We start from the raw sequence: 18,731 nt of genomic DNA, 5'->3' as shown, positions 1-18,731 counted from the left end.
GCCGGGATCGCCGTGCAGCGCCTGGCGTTGGTGCCCCGCCCGGGAACCCAGCTCGGCGAAGTCGTCGCCGCGCTCGCCGACGGCATCGACCTCGTCGCCTTCACCGGCACCACCACGCTCAGCCCCGCCCAGGTCCGCAAGCTCTCCGCACGCGTGCGCCAACGCGGAACCGTGCTCCTGCCCCTGGGCCCCTGGCCCTCCGCCGACGTTCAACTGCGCTGCGCCAACACCCGCTGGCACGGTGCCGGAGCCGGGGACGGCCACCTCACCCACCGCGAGGTCGACATCCACGCCACCGGCCGAGCAGCCGCCGCGCGCCCCCGCACGGTCCGCTTGTGCCTACCCGGCTGATCGTCGTCTGGTGCCCGGACTGGCCGGTGATCGCGGCGGCCACCACGGCCGGGCTGGGCGCGCACGTACCGCTCGCGGTGGTCGCGGCGAACCGCGTCCTGGCCTGCTCGGCAACCGCTCGCGCGGTGGGTGTGCGGCGGGGTCAGCGGCGCAGGCAAGCCCAGCGGGCGTGCCCGGACCTGGAGCTGGTCGCCGACGACCCTGGCCGGGACGCGCGGGTGTTCGAGCCGGTCGTGGCCGCCGTGGAGGGGCTGACCCCGGGCGTGGAGGTGGTCCGCCCCGGCCTGCTCGCCGTCCCCGCGCGCGGCCCGAGCCGCTACTTCGGCGGCGAGGAGACGGTGGCCGAACTGCTGGTCGACAAGGTGGCCGAGGCCGGGGTGGAGTGCCAGGTCGGTGTCGCCGACGGGTTGTTCGCCGCGACACTGGCCGCGCGCGGGGGCCTCGTCGTCCCGCCCGAGGGCAGCCCGGAGTTCCTCGCGCCGTTGGGCATCGGCGAGCTGGACCAGCCGGCGGAGCGCCTTCCCGGACGCGCGGAGCTGGTGGACCTGGTGCGGCGCTTGGGTGTGCGGACCCTCGGCGAGTTCGCTGAGCTGCCCGCCGCCGACGTGCTCAACCGCTTCGGCACGGCGGGGGCGCTGGCGCACCGACTCGCCGCCGGGCTGGAGGAGCGCGCGCCGTCGCGGCGAAGACCCCCGCCGGAGCTGAGCGTCACCGAGGAGTTCGACCCGCCCGTGACGAGGGTGGACGTCGCGGCCTTCGCGGCCAAGGCGATCGGGGAACGGATGCACGCGGAGCTGGCCCGGCGGGGGCTGGCGTGCGTGCGGTTGGGCATCCGCGCGCGCACCGAGGGCGGCACCGAGCTGGAGCGGGTGTGGCGCTGTGCGGAGCCGCTGACCGTGGAGGGTGTGCGGGACCGCGTGCGCTGGCAGCTCGACGGGTGGCTGCGCGTGGCGGGTGACGGCGGGCTGGACGGCGGGATCTCCGTGCTGCTGCTCGATCCCCGCGAGGTCATCGGCGCGGAGGCGTTGCAGCTGGACCTGCTCAGCGGCGAGGCGGAGACCTCGGGGGCCGAGCGCGCGGGCCGCGCGCTGGTGCGCGTGCAGGGCCTGCTCGGCCCGGATTCGGTGTGGCGCGGGGTGATCGGGGGTGGGCGCGGCCCCGGCGAGCGGGTGCGGCTGGTGCCCTGGGGAGACCCGCCGGTCCCGGAGCGCCCCGCCGAGCGGCCGTGGCCGGCCGCGGTTCCCGAGCCCACGCCGGAGCGCCTGGTCACCGGCCCGGTCCCGGTGGTGGTGCTGGACGGGAACGGGGCGGAGGTCGGCGTGAGCGCGCGGGACGAGCTGAGCGCGGCCCCGTGCGCCGTGCTGACCGAGAAGGGGCCACCGCGCCAGGTCCTGCGCTGGTCGGGGCCGTGGCCGGCCGCCGGGCTGGTCCGGCTGCAGGTGGTGCTGGAGCCCAACGGCGAGGGCGGCGAGCGGGCGCTGCTGCTGGCCGGGGACGGGACGACGTGGTGGGTCGAAGGCGTCTACGAGTGAGCCCGGGCCCGGCCGCGCAGCACCGCGCCGACCGACAGCACCAGGCCGACCGCGAGGACGATCAGGCCGCGCAGCCACACCTCGCCCTCCACCTGCGTGGCCAGCAGCACGCAGGACGCCGCGCCCAGCACCGGGATCACGCGGAAAACGCGGAAGTGCTCGTTCTCGACCTCGTCGCGCCGCAGCACCAGGACCGCGACGTTCACCGCGAAGAACACCACCAGCAACAGCAGCACCAGGGTCGAGGCCAGCGACGCCACGTCCCCGGTCAGCGCGAGCAGCAGCGACAGCGCCGCGGTCACCGCGATGGCCACCCACGGCGTCCGCCGCCCCGGCAGGACCCGGCCCAGCACGGCGGGCAGCAGGCCGTCCCTGGCCATGCCGTAGGCCAGCCGCGAGGACATGATCCCGGTCAGCAGCGCGCCGTTGGCAACCGCGACCAGGGCCACCAGGCCGAAGACCCAGGTCGGCACGCCGCCGGCGATGCGCACCACCTCCAGCAGCGGCCCGCTGGAGGAGGCCAGCACCTCCGGCGGCACCACCGCGGCGGCGACCGAGCCGACCGCCAGGTAGACCACGCCCGCGAAGGCCAGGGCCCCGAAGAGGGCTCGCGGGTAGGAGCGGCGCGGGTCCACGGTCTCCTCGGCGACGTTGACCGAGGTCTCGAAGCCGACGAAGGAGTAGTAGGCGAGCACCGCCCCGGCCAGCACCGCCGACAGCGGCCCGTGCTCGGCCGTGCCCAGCTGCGCCAGCCGCCCCAGGTCGGCATCGCCCCTGGCGATCACCACGATCCCCAGCACGACGACCAGCACCAGCCCGCCGACCTCGACCAGGGTCGCGACCAGGTTGGCGCGCAAGGACTCCTTGATCCCCCTGGCGTTGAGCAGCGCGAGCGCGGCCAGGAACACCGCCACCACCAGCAGGGTGGGCAGCGCGACGAACTGGCTCAGGTAGTCCCCGGCGAAGCCGAGCGCGAGCGCGGCCACCGACACCACCCCGGCGGCCAGCATGCAGAAGCCCACCAGGAACGCGGCGAACGGCCCGAACGCGCGCCCGGCGTAGTGCGCGGCCCCGCCCGCGCGCGGGTACTTCGTCGCCAGCTCCACGTAGGACCCGGCGGTGAGCATCGCCAGCGACAGCGCGACCAGCAGCGGTGCCCAGACCGCGCCACCCGCCTGCCCCGCGACCTCGCCGACCAGGACGTAGACGCCCGCGCCGAGGATGTCGCCCAGGATGAACAGGAACAGCAGCGGTGTGGTCACCGAGCGGTTCAGCGTGGCTGCCATGAAGCGCAGAGTTCTCCGGCGCTCTCGCGGCTAAACCACGGTGACGACGCGGCTCCGCGAAGCCAGGAACGCGCTCGCGGTCAGCCCGAACATCGCGTGGAAGGTGTCGCTGAAGTGCCCTGGCGAGGCGAATCCGGCGTCGGCGGCGGCCGTGGTCAGGTTGGCGCCCGCGTTCACCGCCTCCGCGACGCGCAGCATCCGCGCCCACAGCCGGTAGCGCCGGAAGCTCGTCGCGGCGTGCTCGGAGAACAGGTGCAGGAAGCGCGAGGTGGACAGGTTCACCGCCGCGGCCGTCTCGGCGGCGCTCGCGTCCGGCTGGTCCCGCAGCAGGCGCAGAGCTTCGGTCACGCGCGGGTCGATCTCCCCGGTGGAGGCCGAGAGGAGGTCCTGCACGGCCTGCAGCGGCTCGCGGGCGAACCGCTCCTCCTCGCGGTGTCCGAAGTGGACGGACGAGTGCCGCTCGGTCATGGCGGAGCGCAGGTCCGCGATCCGGTCGAGGTAGCAGAACAGCATCCGGCCGTCGCCCTCGACGAGGTGCGGGGTCCGCGCGGTGATCAGCGCGCTGCGCACCTCGCGCCGCCCCGTCTCGGCGGAGGTCAGCAGGAACGGCGCGTCCACGCCGAGCGCGAAGCAGTGCACCGAGCCGGAGTGGGTGTCCAGCCGCAACGACGGGCCCAGGTAGGCCGCGCGCCCCGGCAGGAGCCACAGCGTCGGGGGACAGCACGTTTCCGGAAGCGCGGCGGTGTCCACGCCCCCGATGATCGCAGAATGCGACGTGAACGGATCGCTCAGGCGCTGCTCGTGCTGGCCGGGCTCATCAACATCGCGCCCTCGCTCGGCGCGCTCTCCCTCGACCTCTCGCGCGCGGCCTACGGGGTCGGCATCGCGGGCCCCGACATGGAGGCGCTGTTCCGGCACCGCGCCGTCCTGCTCGGCCTGCTCGGGGCCACCCTGGTCGTCTCCGCGTTCCGCCCCCGCCTGCGCGCCGTCGCGGTCACCGTCAACGCGGTGAGCTTCGGCGTGTTCGTCCTCTGTGGACTGATCGGCGGGCCGCTGAACGCGGAGCTGACCAGGGTGGTGTGGATCGACGTCGTCGGGCTCGCGGTGCTAGCAGCCCTTGCCGGTGCGCAGCCCCAGCGAGTCGTGCACGATCCCTAGGTAGCGGCAGCCGTCACGCGCGTTCGGCTCGATGATGCCGCCCTCGTGCCACTCGTTCCACGCGTAGATGCTGACGAAGTTGTCCACCGCGGAGATCCGGCGCGAGCCCGCGATGTCCTTGCGCAGCTTGGAGAGCACGTCGCCGAACAGCTCCGGTGTCTGGTCCGGGTAGAAGCGGATCTTCGCCCGGTCCGGGATCAGGTGCGGGAAGCGCGGGCGCTCGTCGAAGTTCTGCGCCGCGCACCGCATGAACTGCGACGGACCCTTGGCCAGGTACTCGGGAAGCGTTGCGGCGTAACGGGCGTAGGACTTCTCGTGGTCGATGCGGACGCCGCAGTAGGCGCCCTCGGTCCCCCACCGCGCCGGCGCGGCCGGGTCGAGCATGGCCTCCCAGTAGCCGAGCACCATGATGTCCTCGCCCAGCGCGGACGCGGCGCGCTGGCGCACCACGGAGATGAACTCACGGGTGTCGGCGTCGGAGCCGTCACCGATGCCACGCCGGTCGCACAGGGTCAGCAGGAGCCTGCCGTCGTTGGCGCGCAAGAAGTTCGGCTGCTTGAAGTGCCGCACGAAGTCGTCGGCGACCGTGCCGAAGTCCGCCTTCGGGATGCCGAGGTTGCCCCACGGGTGCGCGCACACCGTCAGCGTGTAGTCGATGTTGAGCCGGTTGCGCGCGGCCCCGAAGGCGGTGAGGGACACGTCGAAGCGCTCCGGCTGCTTCTTCTTCGTGGTGTCCCAGTACCAGTAGAACTGGAAGAAGTCCAAGCCAGCGCCGGTGGCCTGGTCGATGTGCTTCTCCAGCGTTGCGGGCTTGGAGTCGTCGTAGAAGCCGATCGACGGGCTCAGGTGCGAGAAGTCCCCGGGCCAGCCCTGCGTGTTCTGCGCGACGGCCGGGTCGCGGCCGGAGAAGTCCCGCACTCCGCCCCAGTGGTCACCGTCGCGCTTGAACACCCGCTTGGTGGCATTGATGGTGTCGGTCGACGCCGGGTTGAAGGTGCCGAAGTAGATGGCGCCCGCGCGAATCCACTCCGAGTGCCCCCAGCCGAGCGGGCCGTCCGCGCGGTAGCCCTGTCCGGTCAGCTCCCCCGTCCGGGACTCGACGGCGACCCGCCACTCACCGGACTTGCTGAAGCGCAGCAACCGTTCCATGCCCGGCTGCTGCGCGCTCCACAGGTGCCCGATGACATCTTCGTCGGTGAAGCCCTGCTTGATGAGCGCATCCCGCTCCGAGGTCGAGGCGGTGAGCAGGTAGCCGCTGCCGCCGCGCAACCGGAAAACGGGCTGCGAGCCGCGGAACGGCGCCGTGCGCCAGTAGCCCGCCTGGCCCGGTTCACGGGTGAACCTGTGCTTGCTGACCGCGTCCGCCGCCTCGCGCGGGGAGAGCGTGTAGAACCGCCCGCCCGCCGGGGTGCGCAGTTCGATCATGGGCACCGGATCGGTGACCTTCGCGGGCGAGGACTGGGCCTTCGCGGGTTCCGGGACACCGAACCCGGCAAGGGCGGCGACCACGACCGTGGCGATCACGACGGGCGCGGCGACAAGACGTCTCAACACGGCGCACAGCCTAGGACCCGCCCGACAAGTCCGTACAAGGTTTCAACCAGAGCGGTTGGGCGGCAACCGTGCGCGACTACACGGGCACGATCGACCTGATCCAGGGCATGAACTCGAAGACAGCGGTGTACACGTCCGGATAACCCTTCGCGCACGGAACGCCCCCGGAGACGACTCCCACCAGGGTGCGATCGGACGCGCGAACGACACCGCTGCCGGAGTCGCCGTGGCACGTGCCCACACCGACCGCCACCAGGGTGCAGAACTCCGTCCTGTGGATGTTCATGACACCTCGGTGGTACTGCTGGCACAGAGTGGCCGACATCGCGGAGGCGTCGACCTTGCGCAGGTCGGCGTGCACCGGCTGGCGGTGTCCCGACGTGCCCCATGCCACGACCGCGACGCCCTCCCCGTGGTGGACCGCGTTGACAGGCGGGGAGATCGCCCGCTGCCGCACGGAGAAGACCACTGGTCGAGCCAGTTCGAGCAGTCCGATGTCGAAGTTCGCCCGCTCGCTTGTGAAGGGGTTGTACTGCGGGTGCACGTGCAGCCGCGCGATCCGGTGGGACGTCCCGCCGCTGGACAACAGGGATGTGCCGCTGACGACTTGGACCGAGTTGAACGATGCCCGGATGGGAACCAGGCAGTGAGCGGCCGTCACGACGAATCTCTCGTGGATCAGCGACCCACCGCACATGTGGCTGCCGTTCAGCCGGACGCTCACGGCGTGCGGGTACTGGTCGACGCTCGTGGGACGTCCACCAACGAGCGGGCGGGCGTGCGCGTGCGCGGCCACCAGCACCGACAGCACCACGACCACCGCGACGGCGCTCAGCCTTCTCATGACCTGAGTGTCAGCGCGGCGGCACCGAGCGGCAACACGTTCGAACACGTGTTCGACTGCGGCGGCGGTTTCGCGTAGGTTCCAGGCATGGGCTTCACCAACCCCGCGATCCCGTGGCGCACGCTGGAGCGCCTGCTCTCCGGCGAGCCCGGCGACTCCGGCGGGCCCGGCACGACGACGCCGCGGTCCTCGGCGCGGGAGCCGGAAACCGTTGTGCCGTACGCGGAACTGCACTGCCACTCCAGCTACAGCTTCCTCGACGGCGCCTCCGATCCCGACGCGCTCGTCGAAGAGGCGCTGAAGCTGGGCATCCAGACGTTGGCGATCACCGACCACGACGGCTTCCCCGGGGCCGCGAAGCTGGCGGTCGCGGCGCGCGGCACCGGGCTGAAGACGGTCTACGGCTCGGAGCTGAGCCTCGACCTGCCCTCGGCCGGAGCCGGGGTGCCCGATCCCGGCGGACGGCACCTGTTGCTGCTGGCGCGCACGCACACCGGCTACCAGCGGCTGGCCGGGGCGGTCACCAGCGCCCACCTCCGCGACGCGAAGAACGAGCTGAAACCCCAGGGGGAGAAGGGAAAACCGACCTACCGCCTGGAGGAGCTGGCCGCGGCTGGCCGGGGCGAGTGGCTGGTGCTCACCGGCTGCCGCAAGGGCGCGGTGCGGGCGGCGCTGGCGGCCGAGGGCGTCGACGGGGCCGCGCGGGAGCTGGACCGGCTGGTCGCGCTGTTCGGCAGGGACAACGTCGCGGTGGAGCTGATCGATCACTCACAACCCTTGGACAGCACGGTGAACGACGCGCTCGCCGAGCTGGCCGAGCGGTTCCGGTTACCGGTGCTGGCCACCAACAACGTGCACTACGCGACCCCGGAGCAGGGGCGGCTGGCGGCGACCGTCGCGGCGATCCGGGCGCGGCTGCCGCTGGAGGAGATGGACGGCTGGCTGCCCGCCGCGCCCATGGCCTACCTGCGTTCCGGGGCGGAGATGGCCAGGCGGTTCGCCCGCTACCCCGGCGCGGTCGCCACGGCGGCGGCGCTCGGCGCCGAGTGCGCCTTCGACCTCAGGCTGGTCGCGCCCGACCTGCCGCCGTACCCGGTTCCCCCTGGACACGACGAGAGCAGCTACCTCCGCGAGATCGTCCACTTCGGCGCGCTCCGCACCTACGGGAGCTTCGCCGAGGCACCGGAGGCCTACCCGCAGCTGTGGCGCGAGCTCGACGTGATCACCGCGAAGAAGCTCGCGGGCTACTTCCTCGTGGTGCACCGCGTGGTGCAGTTCTGCCGCGATGCCGACATCTACTGCCAGGGCCGGGGTTCGGCGGCCAACTCGGCGGTCTGCTACGCCCTCGGCGTGACCAAGGTCGACCCGGTGCGGTGGGAGCTGCTGTTCGAGCGGTTCCTCTCCACCGCGCGGGACGGCCCGCCCGACATCGACCTGGACATCGAGTCCGACCGGCGCGAGGAGGTCATCCAGCACGTCTACGGCACCTACGGCCGCGAGCACGCCGCCCAGGTCGCCAACGTGATCACCTACCGGACGCGCTCTGCCGTGCGCGACGTCGCCAAGGCGCTGGGCCACTCCCCCGGCCAGGCCGACGCGTGGAGCAAGAGCTCCGACCGCTTCGCCCCGGCGCCCGGCGAGTCGGAGGAGGAGATCCCCGAACCGGTGCGGGAACTGGCTGAGCAGCTGCGCGGGCGGCCGAGGCACCTGGGCATCCACTCCGGCGGGATGATCCTCACCGGCACCCCGATCGGCGAGGTCGTGCCGGTGGAGTGGGCGCGGATGCCCGGCCGCACGGTCGTGCAGTGGGACAAGGACGACTGCGCCGAGATGGACCTGGTCAAGTTCGACCTGCTCGGCCTCGGCATGCTCTCCGCGCTGCACTACGCCGTCGACCTGATCGCCGAGCACCACGGCGTCCGCGTCGACCTCGCCCAGCTGAACCTGGCCGACCCCGCCGTCTACGAGATGCTGTGCAAGGCCGACACCATCGGCGTGTTCCAGGTGGAGAGCCGCGCGCAGATGGCCACCCTGCCCCGGTTGCGCCCGGAGAAGTTCCACGACCTCGTGGTGGAGGTGGCGCTGATCCGCCCCGGCCCGATCCAGGGCGGCTCGGTGCACCCCTACCTCCGCCGCCGTCGCGGTGACGAGGACCCGGACCCGCTGCACGAGTCGATGCGCAGGGCGCTGGAGCGGACCTGCGGCGTGCCGCTGTTCCAGGAGCAGCTCATGCAGGTGGCCATCGACGTCGCGGGCTTCTCCGCCACCGAGGCCGACGAGCTGCGCCAGGCCATCGGTTCCAAGCGCTCCTACGCCAGGGTCGAGGCGATGCGCGCGCGGTTCCAGGAGGGGGCACGGGAACTTCACAAGATCGACAAGAAGCTCGCGAACCGGATCTACGCGCAGATCGTGGCCTTCGCCGGCTACGGGTTCCCGGAGTCGCACTCGATCTCCTTCGCGCACATCGTCTACGCCAGCGCGTGGATCAAGCACTACTACCCCGCCGCGTTCTGCGCCGCACTGCTGCGCGCCCAGCCGATGGGCTTCTACTCGCCGCAGTCCCTGGTCGCCGACGCGCGCAGGCACGGCGTGGTGGCGCGCCGCCCGGAGGTCAACGCGAGCCTGGCGCACGCCACCCTGGAACCGCTCGGCCCCGGCGATCCCACGCCCGCGGTGCGGCTCGGCCTCGCCTCGGTGCGCACCATCGGCCAGAAGCTCGCCGAGGCCGTCGTCGAAGAGCGCGCGAAGAACGGCCCCTTCGCCGACATGGTCGATCTCGCCGAGCGGGTCCGGCTCACCACGGCCCAGGTGGAGGCGCTGGCCACCGGGGGCGCGTTCAGCGGTTTCGGCGTCAGCCGCAGGGAAGCGCTCTGGGCGGCGGGCGTGGTCGCGGCGCGGCGGCCGGCCCACCTGCCCGGGACCACCGTCGGAGCCGCTGCCCCGCAAGCACTTCCCGGCATGACCGAGTTCGAGGAGACCGTCTCCGACGTGTGGGCGACCGGGGTCTCCCCCGCGCGCTACCCGGTGGAGTTCGTCCGCGCGCACCTCGACCGGCTCGGCGCGCTCCCGGCCGGCGAACTGTCCACTGTGGACAACGGGACGCGGGTGCTCGTCGGCGGCGCGGTCACCCACCGGCAGCGGCCGCAGACCGCGGGCGGGGTGGTCTTCCTCAACGTGGAGGACGAGACCGGGATGGCCAACGTGGTGTGCACCAGGGGGATCATCGCCCGCTACCGCAAGGCCATGACCGCGCGGGCGCTGCTGGTGCGCGGCGTGGTGCAGCAGGTGGACGGCGCCGTCACCCTCAGCGCCGACCGGCTCCAACCCCTCGCCCTCGCCGGTCTCGGCGAGTCCCGCGACTACCGCTGAGCCTCAGCGACGGCACGGGTCCTGCCGGTGGCCGACAGAACCCGTGCCGTCGAGGAAAGGGACCATCAGTGCGGGACGTGCGACCCGACAGCTCCCTTGCGGCATCCCGCGCCACCGATGTAGTAGGCGTTCACGACGTTGCCCGCCGCGCCCAGAGGCGTGTAGCCGGGGCCCACGCAGAGGTGCTTGTCGTTTCCGGAACCGCCCCCCTGGTTGTCGATGTGGATGCGCACGGTCGTCGAGCCGCAGTGGTAGTACGCGGCGAACCGCGACGCCCCGGAGGAGAACTCGTAATAGCCGCACCGCACAGCGGCCTCTTGGCGGGCAGCCGTCTCCTCCGCCGCCACCGCCGTCGAAGTGGCGGCGCCGGTGGCCAGGAACAGCCCGACCGCGGCGATCCCCATCGCCGTTCTCGCGAACCGCATGCAGGTACTTCCTCTCGTTCGATTGAGCCCGAAGCTCTCAACGGATCTGATCGACCGGCATGTCATTTCCGCACGGCCACTCAGCCCAGAAAAACCTACAAAGCACTCCGAGAACGAGGAAGAGCACTTCTGGCCACGGTTTTGACCATGGCCAAAAGAGCACCGAAGGCGCTGGTCAACGCTTGGGCGGGGGAAGCGACCCGCAGGACCGTCCGGCGTCGCCTAACACAGATGGCGCGCCAGGCCGAACCCCTGACCGCATCAGGCCACTGAACGAATCGGAATATTTGTCCCCGTGTCGCCTTTTTTGGCGACCTGGCGCGCATCACGACGACTTCATACTGGAATTCCGAACAACGAAAGGAGAGGCGTCATGCGCGACGACCGCGAGTACGTGTAGCTCACCCAGCCCGCGGGCCGGCCCCCATCGGATGACCGCCCCCGCGCCGGGAAGCCGACGCGGCCGCGCTCGCCTGGAACGACCACGCGATCGCGGCCGCCGTGCCCACGGCGCTGAGCGCTCCCACGGCCAGCGCGGCCGAGGAGAGGACCTCCGCGAGGCCGCCGACGGCGAGCACCGCGATCCCCTGGCCCGCGCGCATGGAGGTCCGGGTCCACCCCGACGCCCTGGCGTGGTGGTCGGGTTCGGCGACGCGCAGGACCAGCGTCCGCACGGTCGGCAGGTACGCAGCGCCGACGCCGCCGATCAGCAGCACCACCGCCATCACCACCGCGCCGGGGCGGAAGGCGAACAGCACCAGCGGGGCCAGCGACACCACCAGCATCGGCCCCACGAGCCGGACCCGGGTGCCCTCGGAGCGGACGCGCTCCAGCAGCGCCACCCCCACCAGGAAGCCGACGACGTCGGCGGCCATCAGCGCCCCGACCGACCAGGACGGCGCGCCGGACTCGGCGACGAGCGGAACCATGATCGACTCCGGGGCCACGGCCAGCGCCCCGATGAACATCAGGCCGTTGAGGCGACGGAGGTCGCGGGTGCGCCACACCTCCCGCCAGCCCGACCACGACTGCCCGGACCGGGTGCGGGGAGGGGACGCCGGTGCCGGGTAGCCGTCCAGCAGCGCCGCCATCGCCACCGCGATGACCAGGAACGATCCCGCGTTCTGCAACAGCGCCCACACCGGGCCGACCAGGCTCACCACCACCGCGGCCACGGCGAGACCGGCCAGTTGCCCGACCTCGCGGACGATGCCGATCCGCCCCTGCGCGATCGAACGCCGCTCCAGGGGAACCGCGAGGTCGACGACGATCGCCTGCGCCACCCGGAACGGCGCGGTGGCCGCGGCGATCACCACGACCAGCGCGGCGATCCCGGCGACCCCGATCCCCGGCAGCACCATCGCGGCGGCGGCGAGGGCCTGGACGAGCGCGCACACCACCATCACCGCGCGCCTGGGGTAGCGGTCGGCCAGCGGCGAGAGCACCGGCCCGGCGACGAGCGCGGGCAGGTAGGTGCTGGCGAAGGCCACGGCGGCGGCCATGGTCGAGCGCGTCTGCTCGAAGACCAGCGTCGCCACGCCGATCTTGGCGAGCTGGTCGCCCACGGTCGAGGCCGCCTCGCACCAGGCGAGCACCCGGAACTGCCGCCCGAGCCGGGGCAGCGCCCGGGAACGTCGGAAGATCATCACAGCACGCTCCCTGAAGCGATTTGAGGGTTTCTCCGGAGAATATGTGGCTACCGCAGCTCAACCCTCCACAAGGAGTTCAATGAGAAACTTGAAGCATGACTTCTCGCCAGATCGAGGCCGACGACCTGCGTCGGCACATCATGGACAGCTTCGCCGGGACCGCGCTGCTGGAGAACGCCGGTGACCTGTTCTTCATCCACGACCCGGACGGCGACATCCCGCCGGAGCGCACCTTCCCGTACGCCACGATCGTCACCGGCGACCACTACGACACCGTGTCCCGGCTCGACGAGCCCGGCGCCTACCGGCTCAACATCGGCCTGACGAAGGCGACCTACACCGCGCTCTTCGGTGCCGCGCCGACGGAGCGCGACGAGAAGGGCGTGCTGGACACCGGTTTCGATCACGACGCCAGGGACCGGATCGTCCCGCACCCGATCTACGCCTCCCAGTACTGGGTGTCCGTGGTCAACCCGACCGAGTCCACAATGGACACGATTCGCCCGATGCTGGTGGAGGCGCACGAGTTCGTGGCTCGCAAGCACGCCAACAAGCGCGCTCGCCGCGATCGCGCCTAGCCCGGGACGACGGCGGGGACGCGCGCGCCGGTGCGCTCGGCTCCGACCGAGGCGATGACGACCAGCGCGACCCCGCCGAGCGCGCTGAGGCTGGGAACCTGGTGCAGCACAACGAGTCCGGTCACCAGGGCCACGGCGGGTTCGAGGCTGAGCAGCGTGCCGAAGGCCGCCGTGTCCAACCGCCGCAGCGCGAGCATCTCCAGGCTGTACGGGATCACCGGCAGCAGCAGCGCCAGCCCGAGCCCGACCAGCACCAGCTCCCAGGTCAGCGCGCCCACCGCCGCCGGTCCCCCGCACAGCGTGGCGACCACCGCCGCCGTCGGCATCGAGACGGCCAGGCCGCGAATCCCCGAGACCTCGTCGCCGACCTTCCGCGTGAGCAGGATGTAGGCCGCCCAGCACGCCGCCGCCCCGAGCGCGCACGCGACGCCGACCGGGTCGGCTCCGCCGTGCCACGGCTCCGTCAGCAGCAGCACGCCCAGCCCGGCGAGCACGGGCCACACAACGCGAGCGCCGCGCCCGCTGGCCATGGCGACCCCCAACGGCCCCAGGAACTCCAGCGCGGCGGCCGTGCCGAGCGGGATGCGTGCGACCGCCGCCATGAACAGCAAGGTCATCCCCGCCGTGGCGACGCCGAGCGCGACCCCGGCCAGCACCGCGGAACGGCTGAAGCTCGACGGCCGGGGCCGCACGAGGACCAGCAGCAACACGCCCGCCCAGGCCAGCCGGAGCCACGCGGCGCCGTCCGGACCGATCCGGTCGAACAGGCCCACCGAGGCCGCGAGGCCCAGCTGCACGGACAGCGTCGCGGCCAGCACCATCGCGGCGCCGGAGCGGGTCGAGGAGGTCATGCGGTCAGTAAACGAAACCGGGACCATTCGCGTCCACCACGCGAATGTGGACGAACCGTTCACTGATCATGGACGATGGGAACATGGAGACCCGGCGGTTGCAGCTGCTGCTCGAACTGTCCCGGCTGGGGTCGATGCGCGCGGTCGCCGACGCGCTCGGCACCACGACCTCCTCGGTCTCGCAACAGATCGCCGTGCTGGCGCGCGAAGCGGGGACGCCGCTGCTGGAGCCGGACGGCAGGCGGGTCCGGCTCACCCCGGCGGGGCGGCGGCTGGCCGAGCACGCCGTGACGATCCTGGCGGCGGTCGAGTCGGCGCGCGCGGACCTGCACCCCGGCACCGATCCCGTTGGCACCGTGCGCACAGCGGGCTTCGCGACCGCGATCAGCCGGTCACTGCTGCCGCTGGTGCTGGAGTTCGCCGACAGCCATCCCGGCGTGCGGATGACCCTGCACGAGCACGAGCCCGCCGAATCCCTCGCGCTGCTCGTCGCCGACGAGGTGGACCTGGCGATGGTCTACGACTACAACCTCGCTCCGTCCACAGTGGACCCATCGCTGGAGTCAAGTCCACTGTGGACGGCATCATGGGCGCTCGGCGTCCCCGAACACCTCGCGGCCGGGGTGTCCGGGAACGCGCTCGCGGTGTTCGAGGCGTTCCACGGGCACGACCTGATCGGCAACTCCCGCAACCGCGCCGACGAGGACGTGGTGCGCGTGCTCACCTCGCTGGCCGGTTCGGGCCCGGTCGTGCGGCACCAGGCGGACAGCCTGGACCTGGTCGAGGAGATGATCGTCGCGGGGCTCGGCATCGGCCTGCTGCCCGCCGAGCGCCCGCACCGCGCGGGTGTCCGGTTGCTGCCGCTCGCCGAGCCCGAGGTGCGGCTGCGCTCCTACGCGGTGATCCGCAGGGGGCGTCGCACGTGGCCGCCGCTGGCGCTGGTGCTGAACCGGCTCAACGCCGTTCCCTAGGCGGCTTCCGCTCGACCTGGTCGGCGAAGTCCGACCAGGCTTCCGCGCACTGCCGGGCGATCTGGGCCATGCCCTTGGCGCAGTGCCGGGGCACCGCGTCGGCGAAGCGGTCCCACTCGCGGCGGTCCAGGAAGTGCGCGCCGAGCAGCCGAAGCACTCCCCTGCCCACTTCGGAGCAGCGCAGCGACGGGTCGCGCCGCAGGTTGTTCAGCAGCTCCAGCGAGTCGGTGAAGCCCTGGGGCGCGTTCGGCTCCTCCTCGCGGCGGCGCGGGCCGACCGGGTCCTGGCCGAGCCGGACCCGCTCGCGCACGTCCTTGGCGGTGCCGATGCTGATCCCGGCGGCTGCGGCGACCTCGCGCAACGACGAGCCGGGGGCGCTCGCCAGCAGCTCGGCCGCGCGCAGCCGCCCGGAGACCCGGTCGAGCGGGCGAACCCGGCCGTCCAGGCCCATCCGGCTGCCCTGTCTGGGAACGGGCGCCGTGGCGCGTGCGGCGGCGATGGTCTTCGGCGAGAGCCCGGCGGCCGCCGCGAGCCGCCGGTCCGACCACTCCGGGTAGGTGCTGACCAGGCGCAGCGCCGCAGCTTTGCGGTCCACTGTGGACAGGCTGTTGCGGCGGACGGCGAGCATGAAGCCCGCGTCCGGGTCGCCGTGGAAGAGCTCGATCTCGACGGTGTCCTCGCCGCGCAGCTGCGCCGCGCGCAGCCGGTGCCGCCCGTCGAGGACCGCCATGGTGGCGCGGCAGACCAGGATCGGCGGGAGCGGGTCGGGCTGCTCGGCGACGCGCCGCGCGTGCTCCTCGTCCACTCCGCCGAGCCTGGGCGAGTCGCTGCCGTGCAGCTCGGCGATCGGCACCCTGGCTCGCTCGCGCGGCTGGGTGCCGACTTCCTGCTGGACGGTCACGACTTCTCCTTGGCGGCCGGGGAGCTCTGAAGCTAACTCCGCTCCCCCTCCCGGTCACGCCCCGTGAATCGGTGACGCGGGGGGATCAGGCCGGTTCGAGCACGAAGACCGGGATCTCGCGCTCGGTCTTCTCCTGGTACTCGGCGTAGGTCGGGAAGGCCGCGACCGCGCGCTCCCACCACTGGGCCTTCTCGTCGCCGGTCACCTCGCGGGCCACGTAGTCGCGGCGCTCGGTGCCGTCCTGGAGTTCGACCTGGGGGTGGGAGACGACGTTGTGGTACCAGACCGGGTGCTTCGGCGCCCCGCCGAGGGAGGCCACCGCGGCGTAGGCGCCGTCGTGCTCCACCCGCATCAGCGGGGTCTTGCGGAGCTTGCCGGACCTGTTCCCCTTGGTGGTCAGGATGATCACCGGCAGTCCGCGCATGGTCGTGCCCTCGGTACCGCCCGAGCCCTCGTACTGCTCGACCTGGTTGCGCACCCACTCGGTGGGGCTGGGCTCGTAGTCGCCGGTCAGAGGCATGGCAACGCTCCTTGAGTTCGAGGCATCCGCCTCTCGCCCAACGACGCCAAGATCACCGCTATTCCCGGGCCAGCCGTTCGAGTGACCGCGCGCGCGTCTCCGGCAGCGCCAGCACGCACGCCACCGACACCACCCCGTACACCGACATGAGCGCGCCGACCGCGAAGCTGCCGTACGAGGCCTGCAACGCCGTGGCCACCAGCGGGGGAACCGCCCCGCCCAGCACCGTCGCCAGGTTGTAGCTCAACCCGACCGCCGTGTACCGGTGCCCGGTCTCGAACAGCTCCGCCATGTAGGCCGCCGCGGGCCCGAGCACGCCGCCGCCGATCGCCAGGAGGAGGCAGAGGCCCACCCCGACCAGCACCACCGACCCGGTGTCGATGATCGGGAACACCACCAGCCCGCACACCACCGCCGCGATGTTCCCGCCCAGGACCACCCGCCGCCGCCCCACCCGGTCGGAGCGCAGCGCTCCCGCCGCCGTCGCCGCGACCAGCACGATGCCGCCGATCACCCCGAGCAGCAGCATCGTCGGCTGCGAAAGGCCGAGCACGGTCGTGCCGTAGCTGGTCAGGTAGACCGTGCCGATGTAGTTCAGCCCGAACGCCGCGCTCAGCGCTCCGCCGCCGAGCAGGATCTGTCGCGTGTGCGCCGAGAACGCCGTCCGCAACGGCAGCCGCTGCTTCGCCTGGGGCGCGCGGAACACCGGTGTCTCCGCGATCCGCAGCCGCACGTAGAGCCCGACGGCGATCAGCACCGCGCTCAGCAGGAACGGAATCCGCCAGCCCCACGCCAGGAAGGCCTCGCGGCTCATCGTCGCCCCGCTGATCAGGAAGGTCGCGCTGGTCAGGAAGAAGGCGGTCCCCGGCCCCAGCTGCGGGTACATCCCCGCCCGGCCACGGCGCCCCGGTTCGGAGTGCTCGACGGCCAGCAACGCCGCCCCTCCCCATTCCCCGCCGACCGCGATCCCTTGCAGCACGCGGAGAACCACCAGGACCACCGGCGCGGCCACCCCGATCGACGCCGCGCTGGGCAGCACGCCGACTCCCACCGTCGACACGCCCATGAGCAGCAACGTGTAGGTCAGGGTTCGCTTGCGCCCCAAACGATCCCCGAGGTGCCCGAACACCACCGCCCCCACCGGCCGCGCCACGAAGGCCACCGCGAACGAGGCGAACGCCGCCACCGTCCCCGCCGTGGCCCCCAGCGCCGGGAAGAACACCGTCGGGAACACCAGCGCCGCCGCCGTCCCGTACACGAAGAAGTCGAAGAACTCGATCGCTGTGCCCGCGAACGACGCGAAGGCGATCCTGCGTTGCACGGTTGCCGTTCCTCCCCCACCTGTGATCCCACCGAAGCCTTCTCGCGCATCCGCTGCGCGGCAAGCTCGGCCACCGTGGCGCTGAGCACTGTTCGCCCCACCCCGAAGTCCCTCAGGACACGGCTCAGAACGGCGCGGGTTCGGCGATGGGTTCTAGTTCCGTTTCGTGCACCCGCCCGCTCGGCGTAATCCACACGTGGCTGCCGTCGTCGCGGTTCTCGCACCGCCAGTTCGAGTGGGTCTTCATGTTGTGGTGGTGTCGGCACTTCGGCCGCAAGTTCCGGATCGTGGTGTTCGTGCCGTCGTAGGGGCGGCAGTGGTCGACGTCGCAGCGCTGTGCGGGTTGTTGGCATCCGATCGCGGTGCAGCGCGGGTAGCGGGCGTTGATCAACTCCCGCTGCTTCACCGACGTCCGGTAGGTATCGCTGACCTCTTCTGCCATGCCAGTGGCGGGGTCGGTCAAGATCCGCTTCCAGATGCCACCCGCGGCGATGTCCTGCGCGACACCCGTCGGGATCGGCCCGTATCCAGCCAGCATCCCCGGGTCATCGGTCAACCCCAGGAGGGCGGTCACCGGCATCGTCAGGTAGACCATGGTTTGACCCTGCGGTGCGGGAGTGTCCAGGCCCAGCAACAGATCCCGCGCGACATCGGCGCGTTTCTGGTCCAGGGTGCGGTCATCCTTCGGCAGGGACTTCGCGATCCGGTCGATGTGGTCGAAGGCCATCGCCGTGTCGTGGACGGTCAGGCCCAGGCGAAGTTCGGCCATGCCGTCATCCAGGTTGGTCTTCCACACCAACCTCTCCTTGCGCTTCTCCTCATGACGACGCTCAGCAGCCTTCGGGTCCAGTTTGTGGATCAACGTCTGGGCACGGCGACGGACTGAGGTGTGGGTACGGGTGGGCGCGTAGTCCAGGAGATCTGCCTCGGCGATCGACGCTTGCGGCTCCTTCAAGATCTGCAGCTGGTCGACGATGAGGCGGGCTTTGCCCTCATCGATGGAACCGGCCGACAACGCCGCCAACACCAAGGGGCGTTCGGTGAGTTCTAGGGAGTTGGAGAGGATGTGGTCGGCGCCGCGTCGGGAGATGTGCAAGGCACAGGCGACCTCATTCTGCACATACCGGTAATCACGATCATCGGCAGCGTGTTGGAATGCGGTCAAGGCCGAAGCGAGATTCGCTTTCGCATGACACAAAGCAGCGTGACTCGCCTCAACCTCGACCAACAACTCATCGAGGGTCATACCTCAATTCTACCCGCAAATAATAGTCGATCATGGCCCTAAAGAATGAATTCCCAGGCGCCCGAAACGCCGAAAGTCCCACGCTGGAACGCAAGGCGCACAACACAGCCGAGGCTTTACCTGGGGTGCGCGTGCCATACGCTCGCGCGAGGGCCGGGTGTTCTATCCCGTGCCC

Annotated in this window: 16 protein-coding genes and 1 pseudogene; 6 read left to right on the top strand and 11 right to left on the bottom strand. The window is 71.7% G+C overall.

Features of this window, described 5'->3' with window-relative positions; all coding sequences use genetic code 11:
• Together CCN37_RS39955 and CCN37_RS17135 are read left to right on the top strand one after the other, a co-directional pair.
• Positions 1 to 351: pseudogene (locus tag CCN37_RS39955) on the top strand (hypothetical protein); the annotation flags it as partial.
• A complete protein-coding gene (locus CCN37_RS17135) occupies positions 336 to 1,883 on the top strand; it encodes a DNA polymerase Y family protein (RefSeq protein WP_246843097.1) in 1,548 nt (515 codons plus the stop codon). The pseudogene CCN37_RS39955 and the gene CCN37_RS17135, both read left to right, overlap by 16 nt.
• Here the strand turns inward: CCN37_RS17135 and CCN37_RS17130 are convergent.
• On the bottom strand, positions 1,874 to 3,169 hold the full coding sequence (locus CCN37_RS17130; RefSeq protein ID WP_086821779.1) for an APC family permease: 1,296 nt from the start codon (positions 3,167 to 3,169) through the stop codon (positions 1,874 to 1,876). The genes CCN37_RS17135 and CCN37_RS17130 overlap by 10 nt on opposite strands.
• A 30-nt stretch (positions 3,170 to 3,199) precedes the next feature.
• A complete protein-coding gene (locus CCN37_RS17125) occupies positions 3,200 to 3,919 on the bottom strand; it encodes an AraC family transcriptional regulator (protein ID WP_246843096.1) in 720 nt (239 codons plus the stop codon).
• Positions 3,920 to 3,937: 18 nt separating this feature from the next.
• Here CCN37_RS17125 and CCN37_RS17120 point away from each other — a divergent pair, with 18 nt between their 5' ends.
• The gene (locus tag CCN37_RS17120) at positions 3,938 to 4,327 is read left to right on the top strand and encodes a hypothetical protein (RefSeq protein WP_086821778.1); all 390 of its coding nucleotides are present in this window, start codon (positions 3,938 to 3,940) and stop codon (positions 4,325 to 4,327) included.
• Here the strand turns inward: CCN37_RS17120 and CCN37_RS17115 are convergent.
• Complete coding sequence (locus tag CCN37_RS17115) at positions 4,277 to 5,881, bottom strand: glycoside hydrolase family 99-like domain-containing protein (protein WP_143261653.1); 1,605 nt, start codon at positions 5,879 to 5,881, stop codon at positions 4,277 to 4,279. The genes CCN37_RS17120 and CCN37_RS17115 overlap by 51 nt on opposite strands.
• Positions 5,882 to 5,957: 76 nt before the next feature.
• Positions 5,958 to 6,725, bottom strand: coding sequence for a serine protease (locus CCN37_RS17110; protein ID WP_086821776.1), 768 nt, complete (start codon positions 6,723 to 6,725; stop codon positions 5,958 to 5,960).
• Positions 6,726 to 6,812: 87 nt separating this feature from the next.
• Between CCN37_RS17110 and CCN37_RS17105 the strand changes: the two genes are divergently transcribed.
• Positions 6,813 to 10,094, top strand: coding sequence for an error-prone DNA polymerase (locus CCN37_RS17105; RefSeq protein WP_086821775.1), 3,282 nt, complete (start codon positions 6,813 to 6,815; stop codon positions 10,092 to 10,094).
• A gap of 65 nt (positions 10,095 to 10,159) precedes the next feature.
• On the opposite strand, the gene CCN37_RS17100 is transcribed toward CCN37_RS17105, so the two are convergent.
• The gene (locus CCN37_RS17100; protein WP_143261652.1) at positions 10,160 to 10,519 is read right to left on the bottom strand and encodes a DUF6355 family natural product biosynthesis protein; all 360 of its coding nucleotides are present in this window, start codon (positions 10,517 to 10,519) and stop codon (positions 10,160 to 10,162) included.
• A 401-nt stretch (positions 10,520 to 10,920) separates the two neighbouring features.
• Positions 10,921 to 12,165 (bottom strand): MFS transporter, encoded by a 1,245-nt coding sequence (locus CCN37_RS17095; protein ID WP_143261651.1) that lies wholly within the window; start codon positions 12,163 to 12,165, stop codon positions 10,921 to 10,923.
• A 98-nt stretch (positions 12,166 to 12,263) separates the two neighbouring features.
• On the opposite strand from CCN37_RS17095, the gene CCN37_RS17090 reads away from it, so the two are divergent.
• On the top strand, positions 12,264 to 12,746 hold the full coding sequence (locus tag CCN37_RS17090; protein ID WP_210408081.1) for a DUF6194 family protein: 483 nt from the start codon (positions 12,264 to 12,266) through the stop codon (positions 12,744 to 12,746).
• On the opposite strand, the gene CCN37_RS17085 is transcribed toward CCN37_RS17090, so the two are convergent.
• Positions 12,743 to 13,597, bottom strand: a complete 855-nt coding sequence (locus CCN37_RS17085; protein ID WP_086821772.1) for a DMT family transporter — start codon at positions 13,595 to 13,597, stop codon at positions 12,743 to 12,745. The genes CCN37_RS17090 and CCN37_RS17085 overlap by 4 nt on opposite strands.
• Positions 13,598 to 13,665: 68 nt before the next feature.
• On the opposite strand from CCN37_RS17085, the gene CCN37_RS17080 reads away from it, so the two are divergent.
• Positions 13,666 to 14,568, top strand: a complete 903-nt coding sequence (locus CCN37_RS17080) for a LysR family transcriptional regulator (protein ID WP_246843095.1) — start codon at positions 13,666 to 13,668, stop codon at positions 14,566 to 14,568.
• Here the strand turns inward: CCN37_RS17080 and CCN37_RS17075 are convergent.
• The 4 genes from CCN37_RS17075 to CCN37_RS17060 all read right to left on the bottom strand — a co-directional run bounded on the left by CCN37_RS17075 (position 14,552) and on the right by CCN37_RS17060 (position 18,556).
• Positions 14,552 to 15,469 (bottom strand): ParB N-terminal domain-containing protein, encoded by a 918-nt coding sequence (locus CCN37_RS17075; RefSeq protein WP_086821771.1) that lies wholly within the window; start codon positions 15,467 to 15,469, stop codon positions 14,552 to 14,554. The two genes, CCN37_RS17080 and CCN37_RS17075, sit on opposite strands and share 17 nt — an antisense overlap.
• Before the next feature lie 85 nt (positions 15,470 to 15,554).
• Complete coding sequence (locus CCN37_RS17070; protein WP_086821770.1) at positions 15,555 to 15,989, bottom strand: nitroreductase family deazaflavin-dependent oxidoreductase; 435 nt, start codon at positions 15,987 to 15,989, stop codon at positions 15,555 to 15,557.
• Between the two features lie 58 nt (positions 15,990 to 16,047).
• Complete coding sequence (locus CCN37_RS17065) at positions 16,048 to 17,310, bottom strand: MFS transporter (protein ID WP_210408080.1); 1,263 nt, start codon at positions 17,308 to 17,310, stop codon at positions 16,048 to 16,050.
• A 124-nt stretch (positions 17,311 to 17,434) separates the two neighbouring features.
• Positions 17,435 to 18,556, bottom strand: coding sequence for an HNH endonuclease signature motif containing protein (locus tag CCN37_RS17060; protein ID WP_086821768.1), 1,122 nt, complete (start codon positions 18,554 to 18,556; stop codon positions 17,435 to 17,437).
• Positions 18,557 to 18,731: the final 175 nt, after the last annotated feature.

This window comes from Allokutzneria sp. NRRL B-24872, assembly GCF_002155965.1.
Lineage (GTDB): Bacteria > Actinomycetota > Actinomycetes > Mycobacteriales > Pseudonocardiaceae > Allokutzneria.
Note: the sequence above shows the minus strand (reverse complement) of the source record. Positions and strands in the feature narration are given on the sequence as shown.